The 15,084-nt window shown below is 62.7% G+C and carries 20 protein-coding genes; 7 read left to right on the top strand and 13 right to left on the bottom strand.

What is annotated here, in order from left to right; genetic code table 11:
• Positions 1 to 135: 135 nt before the first annotated feature.
• The 4 genes from LZC95_07825 to LZC95_07810 all read left to right on the top strand — a co-directional run bounded on the left by LZC95_07825 (position 136) and on the right by LZC95_07810 (position 1,861).
• On the top strand, positions 136 to 468 hold the full coding sequence (locus tag LZC95_07825; protein ID WXA96743.1) for a hypothetical protein: 333 nt from the start codon (positions 136 to 138) through the stop codon (positions 466 to 468).
• Positions 465 to 797, top strand: coding sequence for a hypothetical protein (locus LZC95_07820; protein WXA96742.1), 333 nt, complete (start codon positions 465 to 467; stop codon positions 795 to 797). The genes LZC95_07825 and LZC95_07820 overlap by 4 nt, the downstream gene beginning before the upstream one ends.
• Positions 798 to 883: 86 nt before the next feature.
• The gene (locus LZC95_07815; GenBank protein ID WXA96741.1) at positions 884 to 1,228 is read left to right on the top strand and encodes a hypothetical protein; all 345 of its coding nucleotides are present in this window, start codon (positions 884 to 886) and stop codon (positions 1,226 to 1,228) included.
• A 288-nt stretch (positions 1,229 to 1,516) separates the two neighbouring features.
• On the top strand, positions 1,517 to 1,861 hold the full coding sequence (locus LZC95_07810) for a hypothetical protein (protein WXA96740.1): 345 nt from the start codon (positions 1,517 to 1,519) through the stop codon (positions 1,859 to 1,861).
• Positions 1,862 to 1,873: 12 nt separating this feature from the next.
• Here the strand turns inward: LZC95_07810 and LZC95_07805 are convergent, their stop codons facing one another.
• Together LZC95_07805 and LZC95_07800 are read right to left on the bottom strand one after the other, a co-directional pair.
• A complete protein-coding gene (locus tag LZC95_07805) occupies positions 1,874 to 2,194 on the bottom strand; it encodes a hypothetical protein (GenBank protein ID WXA96739.1) in 321 nt (106 codons plus the stop codon).
• 20 nt (positions 2,195 to 2,214) lie between these two features.
• On the bottom strand, positions 2,215 to 3,189 hold the full coding sequence (locus tag LZC95_07800) for a site-specific integrase (GenBank protein ID WXA96738.1): 975 nt from the start codon (positions 3,187 to 3,189) through the stop codon (positions 2,215 to 2,217).
• A 203-nt stretch (positions 3,190 to 3,392) separates the two neighbouring features.
• Between LZC95_07800 and LZC95_07795 the strand changes: the two genes are divergently transcribed.
• The gene (locus tag LZC95_07795) at positions 3,393 to 3,866 is read left to right on the top strand and encodes a hypothetical protein (GenBank protein ID WXA96737.1); all 474 of its coding nucleotides are present in this window, start codon (positions 3,393 to 3,395) and stop codon (positions 3,864 to 3,866) included.
• Positions 3,863 to 4,270 carry a hypothetical protein gene (locus tag LZC95_07790; GenBank protein WXA96736.1) on the top strand — a complete coding sequence of 136 codons (408 nt, stop codon included), beginning with the start codon at positions 3,863 to 3,865 and terminating at the stop codon, positions 4,268 to 4,270. The genes LZC95_07795 and LZC95_07790 overlap by 4 nt, the downstream gene beginning before the upstream one ends.
• 3 nt (positions 4,271 to 4,273) lie before the next feature.
• Here LZC95_07790 and LZC95_07785 read toward each other — a convergent pair whose 3' ends face one another.
• From LZC95_07785 to LZC95_07760, 6 genes are all read right to left on the bottom strand, one after another.
• Complete coding sequence (locus LZC95_07785; GenBank protein WXA96735.1) at positions 4,274 to 4,468, bottom strand: helix-turn-helix domain-containing protein; 195 nt, start codon at positions 4,466 to 4,468, stop codon at positions 4,274 to 4,276.
• Positions 4,469 to 4,600: 132 nt separating this feature from the next.
• Positions 4,601 to 5,551, bottom strand: a complete 951-nt coding sequence (locus LZC95_07780; protein WXA96734.1) for a hypothetical protein — start codon at positions 5,549 to 5,551, stop codon at positions 4,601 to 4,603.
• Between the two features lie 118 nt (positions 5,552 to 5,669).
• The gene (locus tag LZC95_07775; protein ID WXA96733.1) at positions 5,670 to 5,834 is read right to left on the bottom strand and encodes a hypothetical protein; all 165 of its coding nucleotides are present in this window, start codon (positions 5,832 to 5,834) and stop codon (positions 5,670 to 5,672) included.
• A 325-nt stretch (positions 5,835 to 6,159) separates the two neighbouring features.
• The gene (locus LZC95_07770; GenBank protein WXA96732.1) at positions 6,160 to 6,567 is read right to left on the bottom strand and encodes a hypothetical protein; all 408 of its coding nucleotides are present in this window, start codon (positions 6,565 to 6,567) and stop codon (positions 6,160 to 6,162) included.
• Complete coding sequence (locus LZC95_07765) at positions 6,546 to 7,235, bottom strand: hypothetical protein (protein WXA96731.1); 690 nt, start codon at positions 7,233 to 7,235, stop codon at positions 6,546 to 6,548. The genes LZC95_07770 and LZC95_07765 overlap by 22 nt, the downstream gene beginning before the upstream one ends.
• A 273-nt stretch (positions 7,236 to 7,508) precedes the next feature.
• Entirely contained in the window at positions 7,509 to 9,011 is a 1,503-nt protein-coding gene (locus LZC95_07760) for a virulence-associated E family protein (protein ID WXA96730.1), read from the bottom strand.
• 96 nt (positions 9,012 to 9,107) lie between these two features.
• On the opposite strand from LZC95_07760, the gene LZC95_07755 reads away from it, so the two are divergent.
• Positions 9,108 to 9,632: a hypothetical protein gene (locus LZC95_07755; protein WXA96729.1), complete on the top strand. Its 525-nt coding sequence runs from the start codon at positions 9,108 to 9,110 to the stop codon at positions 9,630 to 9,632.
• Between the two features lie 8 nt (positions 9,633 to 9,640).
• On the opposite strand, the gene LZC95_07750 is transcribed toward LZC95_07755, so the two are convergent.
• The 5 genes from LZC95_07750 to LZC95_07730 all read right to left on the bottom strand — a co-directional run bounded on the left by LZC95_07750 (position 9,641) and on the right by LZC95_07730 (position 15,046).
• Complete coding sequence (locus tag LZC95_07750) at positions 9,641 to 11,497, bottom strand: ATP-dependent DNA helicase (GenBank protein ID WXA96728.1); 1,857 nt, start codon at positions 11,495 to 11,497, stop codon at positions 9,641 to 9,643.
• Entirely contained in the window at positions 11,494 to 11,814 is a 321-nt protein-coding gene (locus LZC95_07745) for a hypothetical protein (protein ID WXA96727.1), read from the bottom strand. The genes LZC95_07750 and LZC95_07745 overlap by 4 nt, the downstream gene beginning before the upstream one ends.
• Before the next feature lie 52 nt (positions 11,815 to 11,866).
• A complete protein-coding gene (locus tag LZC95_07740) occupies positions 11,867 to 13,198 on the bottom strand; it encodes a DEAD/DEAH box helicase (protein ID WXA96726.1) in 1,332 nt (443 codons plus the stop codon).
• Positions 13,195 to 14,694, bottom strand: coding sequence for a DNA cytosine methyltransferase (locus tag LZC95_07735; GenBank protein ID WXA96725.1), 1,500 nt, complete (start codon positions 14,692 to 14,694; stop codon positions 13,195 to 13,197). The genes LZC95_07740 and LZC95_07735 overlap by 4 nt, the downstream gene beginning before the upstream one ends.
• 112 nt (positions 14,695 to 14,806) lie before the next feature.
• Positions 14,807 to 15,046 (bottom strand): hypothetical protein, encoded by a 240-nt coding sequence (locus LZC95_07730; GenBank protein WXA96724.1) that lies wholly within the window; start codon positions 15,044 to 15,046, stop codon positions 14,807 to 14,809.
• Positions 15,047 to 15,084 lie beyond the last annotated feature (38 nt).

Below are 15,084 nucleotides of genomic sequence, written 5' to 3'. Positions count from 1 at the left end.
CGTGATTGGTCTCGGTCAGTGTCGATACATTTCATGTATTGACACTGACCGAGTCATGATTAGGTTTCTCGTTGTCGGTCAATCGGGACCGGCCCACGCCCGGGGGGACCGGGACGCCTCTGGGAGGCATACGCCATGGATCCGAAGAAGTTTGACGACGCACTCGCGAATTTCATTCGCCTCGCGCAAGAGATGGTGAATGCGCATTTCGCGCAACACTACCCGAGCCTGGTACCGTTTACGCTGTCGGCCATGGCTGGCACACGCTACGTGCGGATCGTTCGGCTCCAAGCCGGCGCTGCGAGCGGACCGGCCTGGGCCTTCATTGACCGGACCAACGGCGATATTCTCAAGTGCGACGGGTATAAGCGGCCCGCGAAGGGCAGGCGCGGAAACATTTTCGGCGCGGATCCGCTCGAAGGGGTGAACGCGCTGGGCGCCAACTACGCGAATCGGGGAAACAAATGAGCGGACTCGCGCACGACGCGGAGGCCTTCGAGGTTGCGCTCGTTCAATTCGTGAGCCTGGCGCAGCGGATGATCGACGCGGAGAACGCCAAGCACTTTCCCCGCAATTCGCGTCAGGTGCTGACCATCTCGCGCCGTCCAAAGCAACCGATACGGCTGCTCATCAGCAATTGGACGCGGCTCGTATGGGCTTTCATCGATCCGGAAACCGGCGACATTCTGAAGCCGATTACTTGGGATCTCTACCGGCGCAATCCGCGGGGAAATATCTTCAACGCGAACCCGCTCGACGGTGTGAACGCGAGCGGGCCGATGCCCGCTCGCGAATAGGGCGCGAGCCTTCAAACCGACGGCGCGCGCCCAAGGCGAGCGTGCGCCGTCTTTGAATCAACAGACTTCGAAGGATGACGATTACCATGTGCGAATATCGCGGAGAAGAGATCAATTGGCAAACGTCGGAACCGGTCGATGCCCCGCAGGGCTCGCGCCTCGTCATTGTGCGGGACGCAAAGGGCGCATACTGGGGTCACGTTCCCGAGCTTTGGCAACCGGCCGACGCGCTCATCGCGTTCGCACGCTGGTACGTCTGCGACTACTCGCTTACTCCGGAGGTCTTTCTGGAGGTGCGCGACCTGGATACGCTAGTCCAAGCCGGCCGCGCGAAGCTGGATGAGGATGGAGAAGTCGTAGAGATCTCTACGAGAGCATGGCCCTTCCTGTTCAAGGCCGAATGGCGCGACGCCATGGGGAATGCACCGTGAGCCGATTTACGCTTTTTGGCCCGCTTACCCTGCGCCCTTCCGCCGAGGGCCGCTGGTGGGCGCTCAACCGTCGCGATCGCGGGTTCGCCTCGTATGGCCATCCGTTTCCGTACCTTGGCGATGCGCTCGACGCGTTCGGCGCGGTCATCATAGGCTGGGGAGTCGATCGCCACGGCCTGTATCTGACTGCCGATGCGTCAAGAGGGTCTCGTGCGCCCTAAGGAGAAGGCACGAGCGCGGCTGCTCGCCCATGGCTTGCCCATTGATCTCACCTGCCTTCGGCGAGACATGCTCGCCGAAGGCTTGCTCTTCGACTGCACGGCTTTTGCCTATGAGATGGGACTGGCATACCGCGTGGACCTGTCCCTTGTCGCATGGGCGCAGTGCGTTCCGTCGTGGACCACGTCGGTGGACCGGCAGGCGCGAACCCGGGCCGTGCTCGGCGCACTCCGAGTCGCGCTCGACCGCGCCGATGGAGCGCCCGTGTTCCACTTCCAGGTGCGCTGCAACGTTTGGCATAGCGAACCGCCTTCCACCGTGCGACTTGTTGCGATCATAGACCGGGGCAAGGATCCCGCCATGACCGTCGTTACGGCAAGCGAAGTTGGCTTCGAGCGCGACGACAGCGAATGACACATGCCTGCATTACGCCCGCTCGTAGGTCCCGAGCCACTTGTCGATCTCTCTGGGGCCCCGAGCCAAGGCCACCAAGAGCGAGCAGATCGCCTCGGTCGCACCCGTCCCGAGCAAGAAGAGCTCCGAGAACAGGAGCGGCGAAGGACGGTCATAGAACGCCCATGCTGCGAGAAATACCGCGCGCTCGCTGGTCGAGAGCCCGGCGCCGTTGCGCTGATAGATGTCGATCGCGTCGATCGTGGGGCCTTTCGGGGTCCACATGTGCTCGAGCCGCATGAGCGCGAGCAGCGCGCGGCATGCCCGATTGGTTTGCAGTTCACTCGAAAACATATCGAAAGCTCCTTTCCAAACTAGATAAGTCCTTTGGTGGCGTGGTCAACGAATAGGTTTGCGTGCCGTATGTACCGCTCGACCACGACGCGCTCGGAAGTCCAGCCGCCCACCTTCATGATCGCAGACAGGCTCCTCCCGTTCTCCGCTGCCGTGGACGCCGCACCTGCCCGGACAGAATGCCCTGAGTAATCGCCGTCGTCGAGGCCCGCGGCTCGCGCAACGCGCTTCACGATATCGGCCACGGAACGATCGGACAGCGCGCGCTTGCTTACCTGACCGTGGCGATTCACCGCACGGAAGATGGGCCCCTCCGTGATCTTCGCCGCCACAAGCCAGGCCTCAAGTGCGCGAACGGGGCAAAGGTCAGGGTCGGCCGCGTACGGTATGCCCTTTTCGCGGCCTTTGCCCGTCTGGTCCGTCTTGGACCGACGGAGCGTCACGATGAGCCCTTCGCGCACGCGGCGGATATCTCGGACTCCAAGAGAGACGAGCTCGGACCGGCGAAACATGCCGGACCATCCGAGCGTCAAGAGCGCCCGGTCCCGGAGCGCGGTCAGGCTCCAGGCTTGACCGTCCGCAGGCTCGAGCGTGGCCACCATCGCGCGAAGCTCGCGATCGCGCACGGGCGTCTTCTGGTGGGGAGCCACGCCAAGCTTTCGCCTGATGCCGGACATCGTCAGGTTGACCGCCGGCGCACCCCGCAGCCATGCAAGCCCGCGCGTGCGATGCGCGTCCGCGATGGCCGCAAGGACCTTGCCAATCGTGGAAACTGCGAGCCCTTCGTCCGCGAGATACGCGATGTAGAGCGCCACCGTCGAAGGGTCCGCGGGAAGCGCGGCGAATTCCTGCGCCGCGCACCATGCCTCGAAAGCCCCCCACGCCGTGCGGTATGCGCGCCGAGTGCTCGACGCCTTCGCCTCTTCGACGTAGGCGAACGCTCGCGCAGTGAGCAATGCGTGCGGATCCGTGACGCGCGCCAAGCGGCCGGCCATTCAAAATCTCCTTTCGGTCACTTCCGAGAATGTGCGCTTCTCGGAAGTTAGGATTTCGAAAACATACGAACGCAAATTCGATTTGCGAGGGTCGTTCGAAATTAGATAAATCGAGCCGAATGTCTTGAATATGCACCATCGTGGTGCATATTCCCAGGGCTAGCCCGCGCCGTTGCGTGAGGCAGAACCTGGAGACTTGCGTGATGAAGGAACGCGATAATGGCCCTCCGCCGTCGGACGATGCCGACGATTGGGCCAACGCAATAGTAATTGGACAGACGGCGTTGAACCAAAGTGCGGGCGAGGACGGCGTCCTTGTGGATTGCTCCTTGCTGACGCGAGACCTGTTTCGCGGTCGCGTTGTGTTCACGAGCCGCGCCTTCCGGTTGTGTGTATGCACAGGACCGAACCCGGGCGCCGAGAACCCGTGGTTGGCTCAACGAGCGCTTATCGCGCTGCATCGGGCCATTCTAGAAAGAACCGCGCAACGGTTGATCGCGACCACCCCTGTTGTAACAAACCAGCAACGAACCCTCCGTATTGAATTTGATGTCCCATTGGCATGGCCGGACGGTCGGGACATCGGCACCCTGAAACTTCAGGGGGTCATCGGGCGCGAACGTGATGGTAAGCTCGCCATCACGGTAATGATTCCGGGCGAGGGGAAGGGGCCATGACCAACGACAATGGCGCGCCGGCCAGCAGCGAGCGTACACCGCGCTCGGCTCCTGTACCTCGCGCAGATTCGCGCACGGCGGCACTCGCCGCGGGCTACCTAATTGAGTGCACGGAGCTCGCTCGTCCTCTCTTCAATTCCCGCGTCTTCTTCACGAGAGCGGCTTGGGATCACTGCACGGCGGGTCGTCCGGCAAGTGACACGTCCATCATTCAATTGGCGCTACAGTCACTACTTACAGCCGTGCAGGGTAACTTGGAGAGGTCCGCGATTCTCACAGCAATCGCGGCGGGTACGCCGTTTGATCGCGTGGAGTTCACGGTTCTCGGCACGAGCATGTGCGCCGTGATCGAACCTGATGGCGACGCGTCGATCATCACGGTTCTAGTACCATTCGAGCCGTAACGACTACTCGATCGGGAAGGGCGCGTTCAGGCGGTGTCGCGTCGCGAGCGCAGCAAGTGCTCGACGCTCGGGCCCCTCGGGAACGATCTCGCCGCGATTCCAGCGCGACACAGTGTTGCGGTGTACTCCGAGTGCCGCGGCGAGCGCGGAGACCCCGCCGACCGCCACGGCGAGCTCCGTCAACGGACCCTCGGCCATTGGCTTTCCAACACCAGCGACAAGCTTCGTTCGAGGCATTTCGGCTAAAAATGCCTGGTTAAACCGCTCTTGCCAAGACAGCACCGAAGGTGGCTAGCTGTACGCGCCGCGCTCACGAGCGGCCCGCGGGCCTCAACGAGACGCCCGAGCCTTTCGCGCTTTCCGCTTCGCTCGCGTTTCGCCTGTTTTCGCCCGCTTTCCACTTGTCTTCGTTTCGCCTGTTTCGGGGCTCTTCTCGTTACTCTTCTCGCCAACATCACCATGCCCTTGAAAGTAGGCGGGCCAATTTGGGGGAGCGAGTAGCACGCGGTGGGCGCTCTGCGTGAGCGTTGCCCAAACCCAAGCAAGCGTTCGCCAGCGATCTGTCTCTTCGAAAATCCAGCCTTGTCCCTGTACCACAGGAGGAGCCAACTCCGGCGTCTCTTCCGGCACCAGACGAAACCCGTCGAGTTTGAACTGCGCCGGCTTTGGCGGTGGTGGAGGCTCGCGCCATACGAGACCAAGTCCAGCAGGTTCAAGTTGAACAAGTGCCACGAGAGCTGCTTCCTTTGCGGCGCCAAATGTTTTGAAAAGTTCGACGGCCTTGTCTCTAAGGGTATCCGGCATCTTCCAGCCTGTCCGCCCCATTACAATGAATGGTATATGCACCTCGGCGGACTCGTCGGCCTGCCCTACCATAATTCCGCCTTGAGGAGCGCCATCATGACGTCGAAGGGCGCGCACCTTGGCTAGCGTTCGTAAGATCTCATCCCACTGTCCGCCAATGTCCGACTTGGACTCGAGGATGGCCAGAACCCCCTCGGCTAGTGCAATGCGAACATCGTTCGGCGCGGTTGCAAGTGCGCTTCCGGTTGCATGAACCACAATGCCATCAAGTTGCCCGCTCTGACCGCCGTAGGGGTCGATGATCTCGCCGCTGTAGAGCCTTGCCACGCTCGGCAGGGAGTGTTCAATGGCTCGACGGATCCCTTCCTCGCGCAGTGAGCCCATGCATGCGGTGGGTGAGCCTTCGCTCTTCGTGTACGCACCTCGAAGTTCGTCGACGGCGCCGTTGAAGAATCTGATCAACCTCGGGTGGGCCATCGCATGATCCTCGCACGGCTCGCGTTTTGAAGATACATCTGGCCAACATCTACTGAAAAGGGCGGACCGGCGGGGACCGTCCAAAGAGAAGGCCCGCGGCGGCCGCGGGCTTCAACCGTCACTTTGCGAAGTACGTCGTTGCTCGCTTCTGACCCTTCGTCTTGACCTTCTTCGACCGCAGTAGTTCCTTGAGCGGACGGGGAAGTTCTTTGGCTTCCAGTCCGAGCGCCGCCCGAATCTGCTCGGCGCGCAGCCCCGCGGCGTGTGCCTTAAGCAGATTCACAATCTGCTCTCCAACGGCGCCAATCTCCTCCTCGGATCGGCGGGGGAGCCGCCCTCCCTGACGACGTGGGGACTTCGTAGCCGCGCCGCCACGTGCGGCCGTGCGCGCTTTTGCTGCGGGGACGGTTGCCACACGACCGCCCCTTTTTTCGCCTACGAGCTCCTCAAGGGATGCGCCGCGCATGGCGGCGAGTACGCCCTGCGCGAAGTCTTCGGCCAATCGATGTATTTCGTTTTTTAGGTCCATAAGGCGGGACCGTATAGACATATGGCAAATCGTCAAGTCCTGAATGCACGCTTGTCGATTCGCGTCACGACTTTTTCCGCTAGGCCGCGGCAACCCCCGAACGTGGCACTCGGAGAAGAGCCACTTCCCCGATGCGCTTATCAGCACGGGCTTGGGCGGCTTCGAGCTCCGCGAGGCGTCGAAGGAGTTCGCCCGCGTGTCGCGCCGCCTTCTCTTGCTCGCCTTCGAGCTCGGCTATCCGCGCATGCAGCTCGCGCACTTCGCTCTCCAGGTCTTGAAACTCGAAGAGCTCCGGCGCCGCGTGACGAAGTACGGAAACGCGCACGAGCCATCGCCGATTGGAGCCGCGAGACGCTACCAAAAGCATGCCATTCACTTCCTCGTTCACCTTGAGCAAGTGCCTTTTCATCCGTCGCAACGACCATCCGGCCGTCGCCGCAACCTCCGCGATCGTCTTCGGCGCCTCTATCCTCGGCTCGCGATCCATCGTGTCCTCCCACGTCGCAGGCTATCCAGGTACTCCGCGCGCGCGGCGGCTGCGACCGCTGCTTCGCGCCGCTCCTCTTCGAGCCGCGCACGCCGCGCGAACACGTACTCCGCGATAGCGAGCTGATAGACTCCCTCCGCCTCGGTGCGGACGCCCGCGATCTCGCCCCCGGGGCGGCCTGCAAGCTGCTCGAGCAGGTCCACGAGCTCGTCCCGCGTTGGATCGCCGTCGTGCTTCTTGTTCCAGGCCTGCCGAAGTGCGTGCGTGCCGAGCGCGACGCGTAAGAGTGAATAACGTGCCTCGCCTCGCGGGCCCTCCGGCCCGATACGCAGCCGAAGCCGCACGAGCGCCCCCCGCGGCGAGCAGTCCTGCGGGCCGTACGTCCGCAGCAGTGTGTTCCGCGCGAAGCCGCTCACAACGGCAAGGGTCCGGGCGACTTTGCCGTGAATCGCCAGGTGCTGCCGGTGCCCGTGGTGACGAAGACGGCGGTGCGCCGCTGGAAGCTCGCCCATCGAAGTGAGCAAGGACGAGTCGAAGACGCCGGCGCTCCCGTCGTAGGACTGGGCCCTTACGCCCAGTGCCGAACCGAAATACTCGATCAATTCGGCCTCCGCGGCCCGAAGTTCGCTTTCCTTGGGGTCACGCTGGTGTGATGTCACTGCCGGCATGTCATTTTCCATAATGGCATTTTCCGTAGCCGGCAATCCCCGTACCAACCATTCAATCCGAGGACCATTAGACCAGTGGAGTACCATTGCCAGGACCATTCAATTGTCCAATAATTACCTGTAGTTCCATTGGACCATTGGAATACCATACCCTTATTCCAGCAAAGACTTCTTGTGGGGATACTCTTTGGAATTTTGATGGTCTCAATGGGCCGGCCATTTTGCCGACAAATCCAATGGTCTTCCACTGGTCCGGACCAGTGGTCCTCTTACTCAAACGTTAAGCTTCCGCCATACACGTATTTTGGTATCACCGCTCTTCGCTCTTCGGTTATCGTACCCAAGAGTCCTCATACATTTACCCACGCGTTTCATGGCGTCCGGGGTGTGGTGCGCAGTGTCGAGCCCAACAGCGTATGCGAGGAGGTTCGCGGACGTAATCGGTATAGCCTCCAACTCGCATTTCTTCACATACATTCTCACGGGCTCTTCCCACGGATCTTCGACCCGGTGTTCGTCGGCGGCTTGCTCGCGTTCGCCTTCCTCGTCATCGGACAGCCACCACGGCTCGCCACCAAGGTACCCGACGCACGCTTCGGCCCAGAGCTGATCGCGCCACGCTTCAAGCTTTTCACGGTCAATGCGGACGCCGATCCGGATTGGCCAAAATCGCCGGCTGCCCGTCTCGTCGTCCAAGAACGACTTGTTGGTAGTCCCGACGATGACGCTGGACCTGGGCTGGATCAGGACTCCTCGGCCGTAGGGAGGGCGGAGCAGATCCTTGGCAACGGAGAGAAACGCTTTCACGTCGCTGGCACTGCGTCGCGTGGTCACTTTGTCCACTTCGGCCCATTCGTATATCCAAGCTGCATGCACCTGCAGAATGCCGTCTTTGGTTGTAATATCCGCGTATGAATCGCTGAACCATTGACCGCCGAGAACGGAGAAAAATGTCGACTTCTTCTCACCTTGATCGCCAACCAAGACAAGGCAGGTATCGACCTTGCAACCTGGATTTCGCGCGCGAGCCACGGCTGAGAGGAACCAGCATCGAATCATCCGCTGAACCAAGAAGCTCGGCTGTTCGATGCCCAAAATGTGGCTTGCTACCCTGACGATTCGAAGTTCACCGTCCCATTCGAGTCCCGCGAGATAGTCCTGCACGGGATGAAATGAGTGCTCCGACGAGACCAATAGGACAGCCTGCATCACGTTTTCCGTCGATGGGCTGAAGCCCCAACGCGCCTCGACCTGCTCCCGTATGGCCGCGATGTCGGCGTCCTTGATCGCTCGGCCGTCAAGCATGGGCGAGACGCGCATCTCGTCGTAGGACAGGCGGCCAACGAAACCAGACGCCCCACGCAAAATTTTGCAGATATTGGCGAAGGTGTTTTTGATGTTTCCTGCGCTGTCCTGCAGCAGGCTGTGATTGAACTCGGGAGCCTGCGCGGCCGGCTCGGAACGCGCAGACGATTCGGCTCTCACTGGCGTCTTCGGCGGGGGCACGTGCCGCGGGTGGGATTGGGCGCGGGCCCACGCCTTGTCGAGCACCGCATCGACCTCGCGCGCATCGAGCCCCGATGCAAGCCCCGCCTCGCGCAGCGTCGGACGCGCCCCCGTCACGGCCAAGCGGGCCCCAACGAAGTACTCGAAGACGGTAGCGGATTTGGCGAAGAGCAGCGAGTTCCGAGTGCCGTTCGGCGCGCGTGCGATCTCGATGGCTGCGTTCTCGAGGACCTTGCGAATATACCTGTCCGAGAGATCGATGACCGGCACGCTTTCTCGCGGCGGCGCTTTGAGGGGCAAGGAAATCGCGTCGTACAGCCAATCGGGCATGACCGCGATGGGCTCGCGCACGATCCACCGATATCGATGGCCCGACTGGTGAATCGATGGTGCGACAACGATCTGGCCGTTGTCGCCGCGGGTGTCGATGCCCTTGTGTCCGTTCACACCCGCCCTGTTCTTCACCCGCGTCATGTCGAGGTGCGGCGGCACCTGGAAGATCCGATGCTCGCCACCATCCTCGCGCCCGCTCTGCGACGTGAGCGTCAACGGGAGCGGGCCATGGGCGGTTTCGAGCGCGGCGAGGCTTTCACGCCCGGCAGCGCCATCGATATCGATTGCCACCAGGCGCTCGACGCCCCCCATCGCAATACCAACGTTCGCCTGAGGGATCCCGCGCCGCGCGTCGCGTGCGGCATCCGGGTCGCTCGACGACACGCGTTGCCACGCTCGCTGCACCGGGTGCTTTCCGGGCGTGTCGCAATCCGGGCGGCTGCACCCGCAGTATGCAACGCCGTCCTGCACGCGAACTCCCCATACCGGGTGGACGCGGAATCCGTGCTCCGCGTACGCAATGGCCGCGTCGAGCGGCGGTGTGTCGTCCGTTGGTAGCCAGTGCATCATGCTGCGACTCCATGTCGGCGCAGAAAAAAGGGAATGGCATCTGTCGAGGTGGCCCGGAGCATTTGGGGAAGCGAGGAAAGGAATCGTGCCCCGTAGGCTTCCGTGGTGAGGCGCGGATCGAGCGCGACGACGACACCGAAGTCGCGTCGGGTGCGAATCAACCGGCCAACGCCTTGACGCCACGGCAGGATCGAACGCGGCACCATGTAGTCCACGAAAGCCCGTCTGCGATCTTTTTCCATCATTCGGAGAAGAACGGGATCGCTGCGCGAGATGAATGGCAGCTTTTCGATGACCAAACCCGTTAGGCTCGGGCCCGGGACATCGATTCCGGTCCAGAACGAGCCGACCGCGAAGAGCACTGAATCGATATCTCGCTTAAATTCGTCGGCAAGGACGTTGCGCGCCATGTCTCCTTGACGAAGGATGCGAACCCGGCCGCCGTAATGGCGTGCGACACGCTCGTGAATGGCGCGCATCGATTCGTAGCTCGTGAATAGGCACATCGTGCGTCCACCGCATGCGTCGATGACGCGGATGATCTGCTGAGCCGCGGCGTCCGGGAATGCCGGATCCCGAGGATCAGGCATCCCCTCCGGCAGAACGAGCAGAGCGTTGTGTTCGATATCAAAGGGGCTCGGCACCACCAACTCGCGCGCTTCGTTCGGCACTCCAAGCTCGCCGCGCACGAATTGGAAGCGCCCTTCGCTCGTTAGCGTGGCGCTCACTGCGATGACGCTCGGCGTGTTGCCCCAGAGCTCCCGCCGGAAAAATTCGGCGACGTAGACATCCTTGGACCGGTAGGCCGCATGTCCCGCTTCGGAGACATCAATCCAGTAGACCGTGTTTTCGTCGGATTGCTGTGCAGCCGCGGTCACGCGTTCAATCGACGTTCTGGCATAGTCAACGAGGAGGGATTTGCAGCACCGATCCGTGAATTCGCCAACGACGACCCGCAGCGGCTCGAGGTCAATGGGAACTTCCCCCTGAAGCATATTCTTGTAGTAGGGAGACGCTGCGAATCGCTTCAGCGTGTCGAAGTACGCGCTCGAGACGTCGCGGAGCTTTGCCGCAAGGGCGCTTTCGCCCCGGCGCTGCGCTTCCTGCGCGAGGCGGAAGAAAGCATTGCGAGAGACGGAGAAACCACGGAACTCGCGCGCGATATCCGGGAGCTCGTGCGCCTCGTCCATAATGACGACGTCGAACGGTGGAAGTACCCGCCTCTCGTGCATCAGGTGCAGGACCAGCATGTGATAGTTGGTCACGACGACGTGAGCTTGCGAGGCGCGCCCCTTGGCGATTGTGGCGAAGCACTCCGCGTGCTGCTTGCAGCGCTCTTTTCCGGGACACATATCGCTGGTCATGCTGAATCGAGACCAAACAGCGTCCTGCGGAAGGATCGGTAGGTCCGTCTTGTCCCCCGTCTCCGTCGACCGCGCCCACCGGGCGACCTCGACGAATTCGCGCATGAGGGGCTCGTGAAGCCCCGCATTGGTCGCTTGGTCGCGCTGCTCGAGGCACACGTAGTTGGTGCGGCCCTTCAGCAACGCATAATCGAAGGACCACGGCAGCTCCCGCGCAAGATCCGGCAGGTCTTTGCGGATCAATTGTTCTTGGAGGGCGATGCTGGACGTGGCGACGAGAACGCGCTTGCCCGCCGTGACGGCGAAATGGATGGCCGGCACGAGGTACGCTTTCGATTTTCCGATACCGCACGGACCTTCCGCAACAAGGTGTTTGCCGGTGCGGATGGCCTCGTCGATGGCGCGGGCGAGTGTGACTTGTCCAGGCCGCGGTTCATAACCGGGCGCCCGTGCGAGATAGCCTTCCGTGCCGAAAACCTGGTCGATCATGCGAACTCCCCGCGGCATGCGCGTTCGTAGGCGGCGCGCCCTTCGTCGGGCCCGCGCACCGTGCTGACAAAGGCGCCAAAATCGCGCCACACTTCGTGGCAGTGGCGCTGCTCCGCGGTGAGGCGACCGCCGACCTGTTTCGTCTCAAGGCAAAAGAGCACACCGAGTTTTATCGGTCGATGGTGGGAGCACCCAGGTATCCAGACCCGCCGAATACCAACGAGGTCGGGGCTACCCGGCAAGAGACCGTATGGGACCCAGTACGCACGCCCGGTTCGCTCATCGACGTACCGCGCACGCCCGACGGCATTTTTCATGATGATTAAGTCGTCCTCGTTCCCCAATTCGAGGAGGACGCGCCGCTGAACTTCATTCTCCAGCACGATGCACCTCGGGCAGTCTCCCCCAACGCTTCTGGAATTGCGCAAGCGCCCAGCGCTCGGCCCCCGTTTGCGAAACGCGCATATTGCGATGTGCGATTCGCACCAGCTGCATGAAATAGCGCATATCGCGCTCGGCGCGGTCGAATCTCGAATAGAGCTCCATTTTCTCAGCCTTATTGAGGATAAGTGGGAGCTTCGGCGCATGCTTCGCAGGCGCACCGCATCGCGGGCAATGGGCGGACGGCCGAAAGACGCGAAAGCATTTCTCGCACCGCCGTAATTGGGTTTGCACATCAACACGCCGGACCGCGTCCCCTTCCCCAAACGGCAACCAGATGCGCAGCTCGTCGGGCAGGCCATGGATATTCACGCAGCCTTTCAGATCTCCGACCAAGCACGACTTCTTTCCCGTTGCTGGCGAGACGCGGAGAACGCGGCCGATCGCCTGCAGGTACGCCATGCAGCTCTCAAAGGGCCGGGCGAGAATAGCCACTTCCGCGGCTGGCAGGTCCCAGCCTTCGAGGAAAACGCTCACTCCGATAATCACGTTGAGGTCGCCCGCGTACATGCGGTCGCGGATGTCGTGGCGCGCCGCACGCGGCGTCGTGCCCGTGAGGCATGCGGCGCGGACGCCGGCATTCGCGAAGCGCTCGCGCAAGAAGACGGCGTGTGCGATGTTCGCCGCGAAGACGAGCGCGCGCTGGCCGCGCGCCTCCTCGAGATAGAACTCGACCGGATCGCGCCAGAGCCCGCGCTCCTGGTACTCGCCCGGCGAAAGCAGGTCGCATGGCACGAGGTACCCGCGTTCGGTGAGCCAGGTGATTGCAGGGCCCGCAATGAATTCTTGAAACACGTTGAGCGGCCGCCCATCGGACCTTTGCGGCGTGGCAGATAGTCCGAGCATGCGCGCCTCGGGGTACGCCTCGAGAATCGCGCGGACCGTGCTCGCGCCGGCACGGTGCGCCTCGTCCACGACCACGAAATCCGCGGGCGGTCGCTCGCCGCGCACATGGAGCGTCGCGAGCGACCCGACCTGCACTGGGGCTCCCGGGTCGAGCGGCCGGCCAGCCTGCACGAAGCCCGCGTGCACGCCCGCCGCGGTGACGCGCTCGAACGTGTCCTCAATAAGTGTATCCAAGTGAGCCAAGAAGAGGGAGCGTTGGCCGGCTGCCGTTTCGCGTCGAAGGAGCTCCGAGGCCGTGCGCGTCTTGCCGCTGCCGGTAGGCGATTGCAGAAGGACCGCTCGGGTCCCCGCGGCGAAGCGCTCCTGGACCTGTTCGACGAGCTCGCGCTGAAAATCGTAGAGCGAGAAAGTCATGCGGCGCGTCCCTTCTCCTCATCGAGACGCACGTTGGCCGCTACGAGCGCGGCCGCGACCGGCGGACAGACCGCATTGCCCGCCATCCTGATTTGAGCGGTTTTCGAGAGCGGGCGGCCACTCACCGTGGTCACGTCGATCGCGTAGTGGTCCGGAAATCCCTGCGCCCGAAAAAGCTCGCGCGCCCCCAGCATGCGCATGCCGATATCGACGATCTCGAAGGTATCCCGGCCGACCTTGACGATCGCCGGTCCACCCATCAGGGCGCGCACTTCTCTCCGGTGCCTCCCCGCGCCGAGTTTGGCCGTCACTAAGGCGTGGTGGTCTCGGCACGTCACCGCGCTGAAGGGGGCTGACATCGCGCCGCCCGGCGATTCGTGCCCTCCAAAATGTTTAGCGAGATATGCGGCAATCAATCCGTGCTTCGAGCCGCCGGCGACCACCGTGCCGACTGGGCGACGAAGGTTGAGCGCGCGCGGAGCCCGCCCGGCGCGCTCGCCATAACCCGTCTGAATCAGGGTTGCTGCAGCGAGTGCATTCTCTCCGCGATGCGCCCCCGTGACCGTTCGCAGCGGCTCATCGACCGAATGGACACGGGCGTCGCCCCCATGGGGCGTTGGCAATAGGAAGGGGTCCCCGGCGTTCAGGACAAAACGTCGAATCCCGCGTGCAATGCGGTTCATCGTCGGTGCAGCAAGGGGGCGCGTGCGCTCGAAGATGGAGGGGCACGGGACGTCCCATTGGATGCAGTCTGCGGCGGTGCGATATGGATGGCGTCTCCCAGGGCCGTGCGTCGGCTCCGGCCACACAATCCGCCGGCCATCCGAACGTGCGACAATGAACAGCCGCCTTCGCGTGGTTGGGGCACCGTAGTCGCTCGCCGCGATCACGCGCATTTCGAGCTCGTAACCCGCGGCGCGAAGCTGTCCCCACCAGCGCTTGAACGTGAGTCCGCGCCGTGCGGGATCTGGCATGTTGTTGGGAAGAAGGGGCCCCCATGTTGTAAATTCGGGCACGTTCTCGAGAATGACCACATCGGGGTGCACCGCGCGCGCCCACCGCACGACCACCCAGGCGAGGCCACGCACGCCCGTCGACACGGGCTTTGCACCTTTAGCGCGGCTGAAATGCTTGCAGTCGGGCGAACTCCACATCAATGCAACATGCTGATTGCCGCAAACGGCAAGCGGGTCGACGTCGAGCACGTTCTCGCATAGGTGGCGGCTACGCGAATGGTTCACGGCGTGCAGCGCGAGCGCCTCGGGGTCATGGTTGATGGCGACGTCGGGGCCGCGCCCCAGAGCCATGGTGATTCCCAACGACGCGCCGCCGCCGCCGGCAAAGCTGTCGATGACGAGACTCATTTGTGCACCGTCGTTCGGCAGCCGCGCGCGGCGGCTGGCAGCGCGATTAGATTCATCCGAGAAGCCCTCCGAGCTGGGTTTGGGTGCAGTTGGGCACGTGACTCTCCCCGCGGTGGACGCCCTCCGCTTCAACCGGTGTCCGGTCGCCGCGGTACGGCGTGATCCATACGATCGACGCGCCGCAAGCCTTGCACTGAGTGGGAATGGCGTAGCGCGGAATCGCGAATAGGCGTGGATCCATCGCCTACACTTCCGGGTTGTATTCGAGCCAGATGAAGGCGCCCGCTTGCTCCACGACACGCCAATTGCGTTGGCGGCTGAGTGCCTCGCCGAATAGGCGAGCGGCGGTGCCATCGGGCACGCCGGCTTCCTGATCGATCTTTGCGATTTCAACCGGACGCGCTTTTGCGTTCGCGGTCTTCTCCGCGTCGTCGAGCCAACGCCGTAGTTTGCTTACCAAGTCAACATCATCAATGTCCGACATTTTCGTTTCTCCTCATTGCGATATGCGTGCGGCGACAC

This window comes from Sorangiineae bacterium MSr12523 (genome assembly GCA_037157775.1).
In the GTDB taxonomy this organism is placed as follows: domain Bacteria; phylum Myxococcota_A; class Polyangia; order Polyangiales; family Polyangiaceae; genus Pendulispora; species Pendulispora brunnea.
Note: the sequence above shows the minus strand (reverse complement) of the source record. Positions and strands in the feature narration are given on the sequence as shown.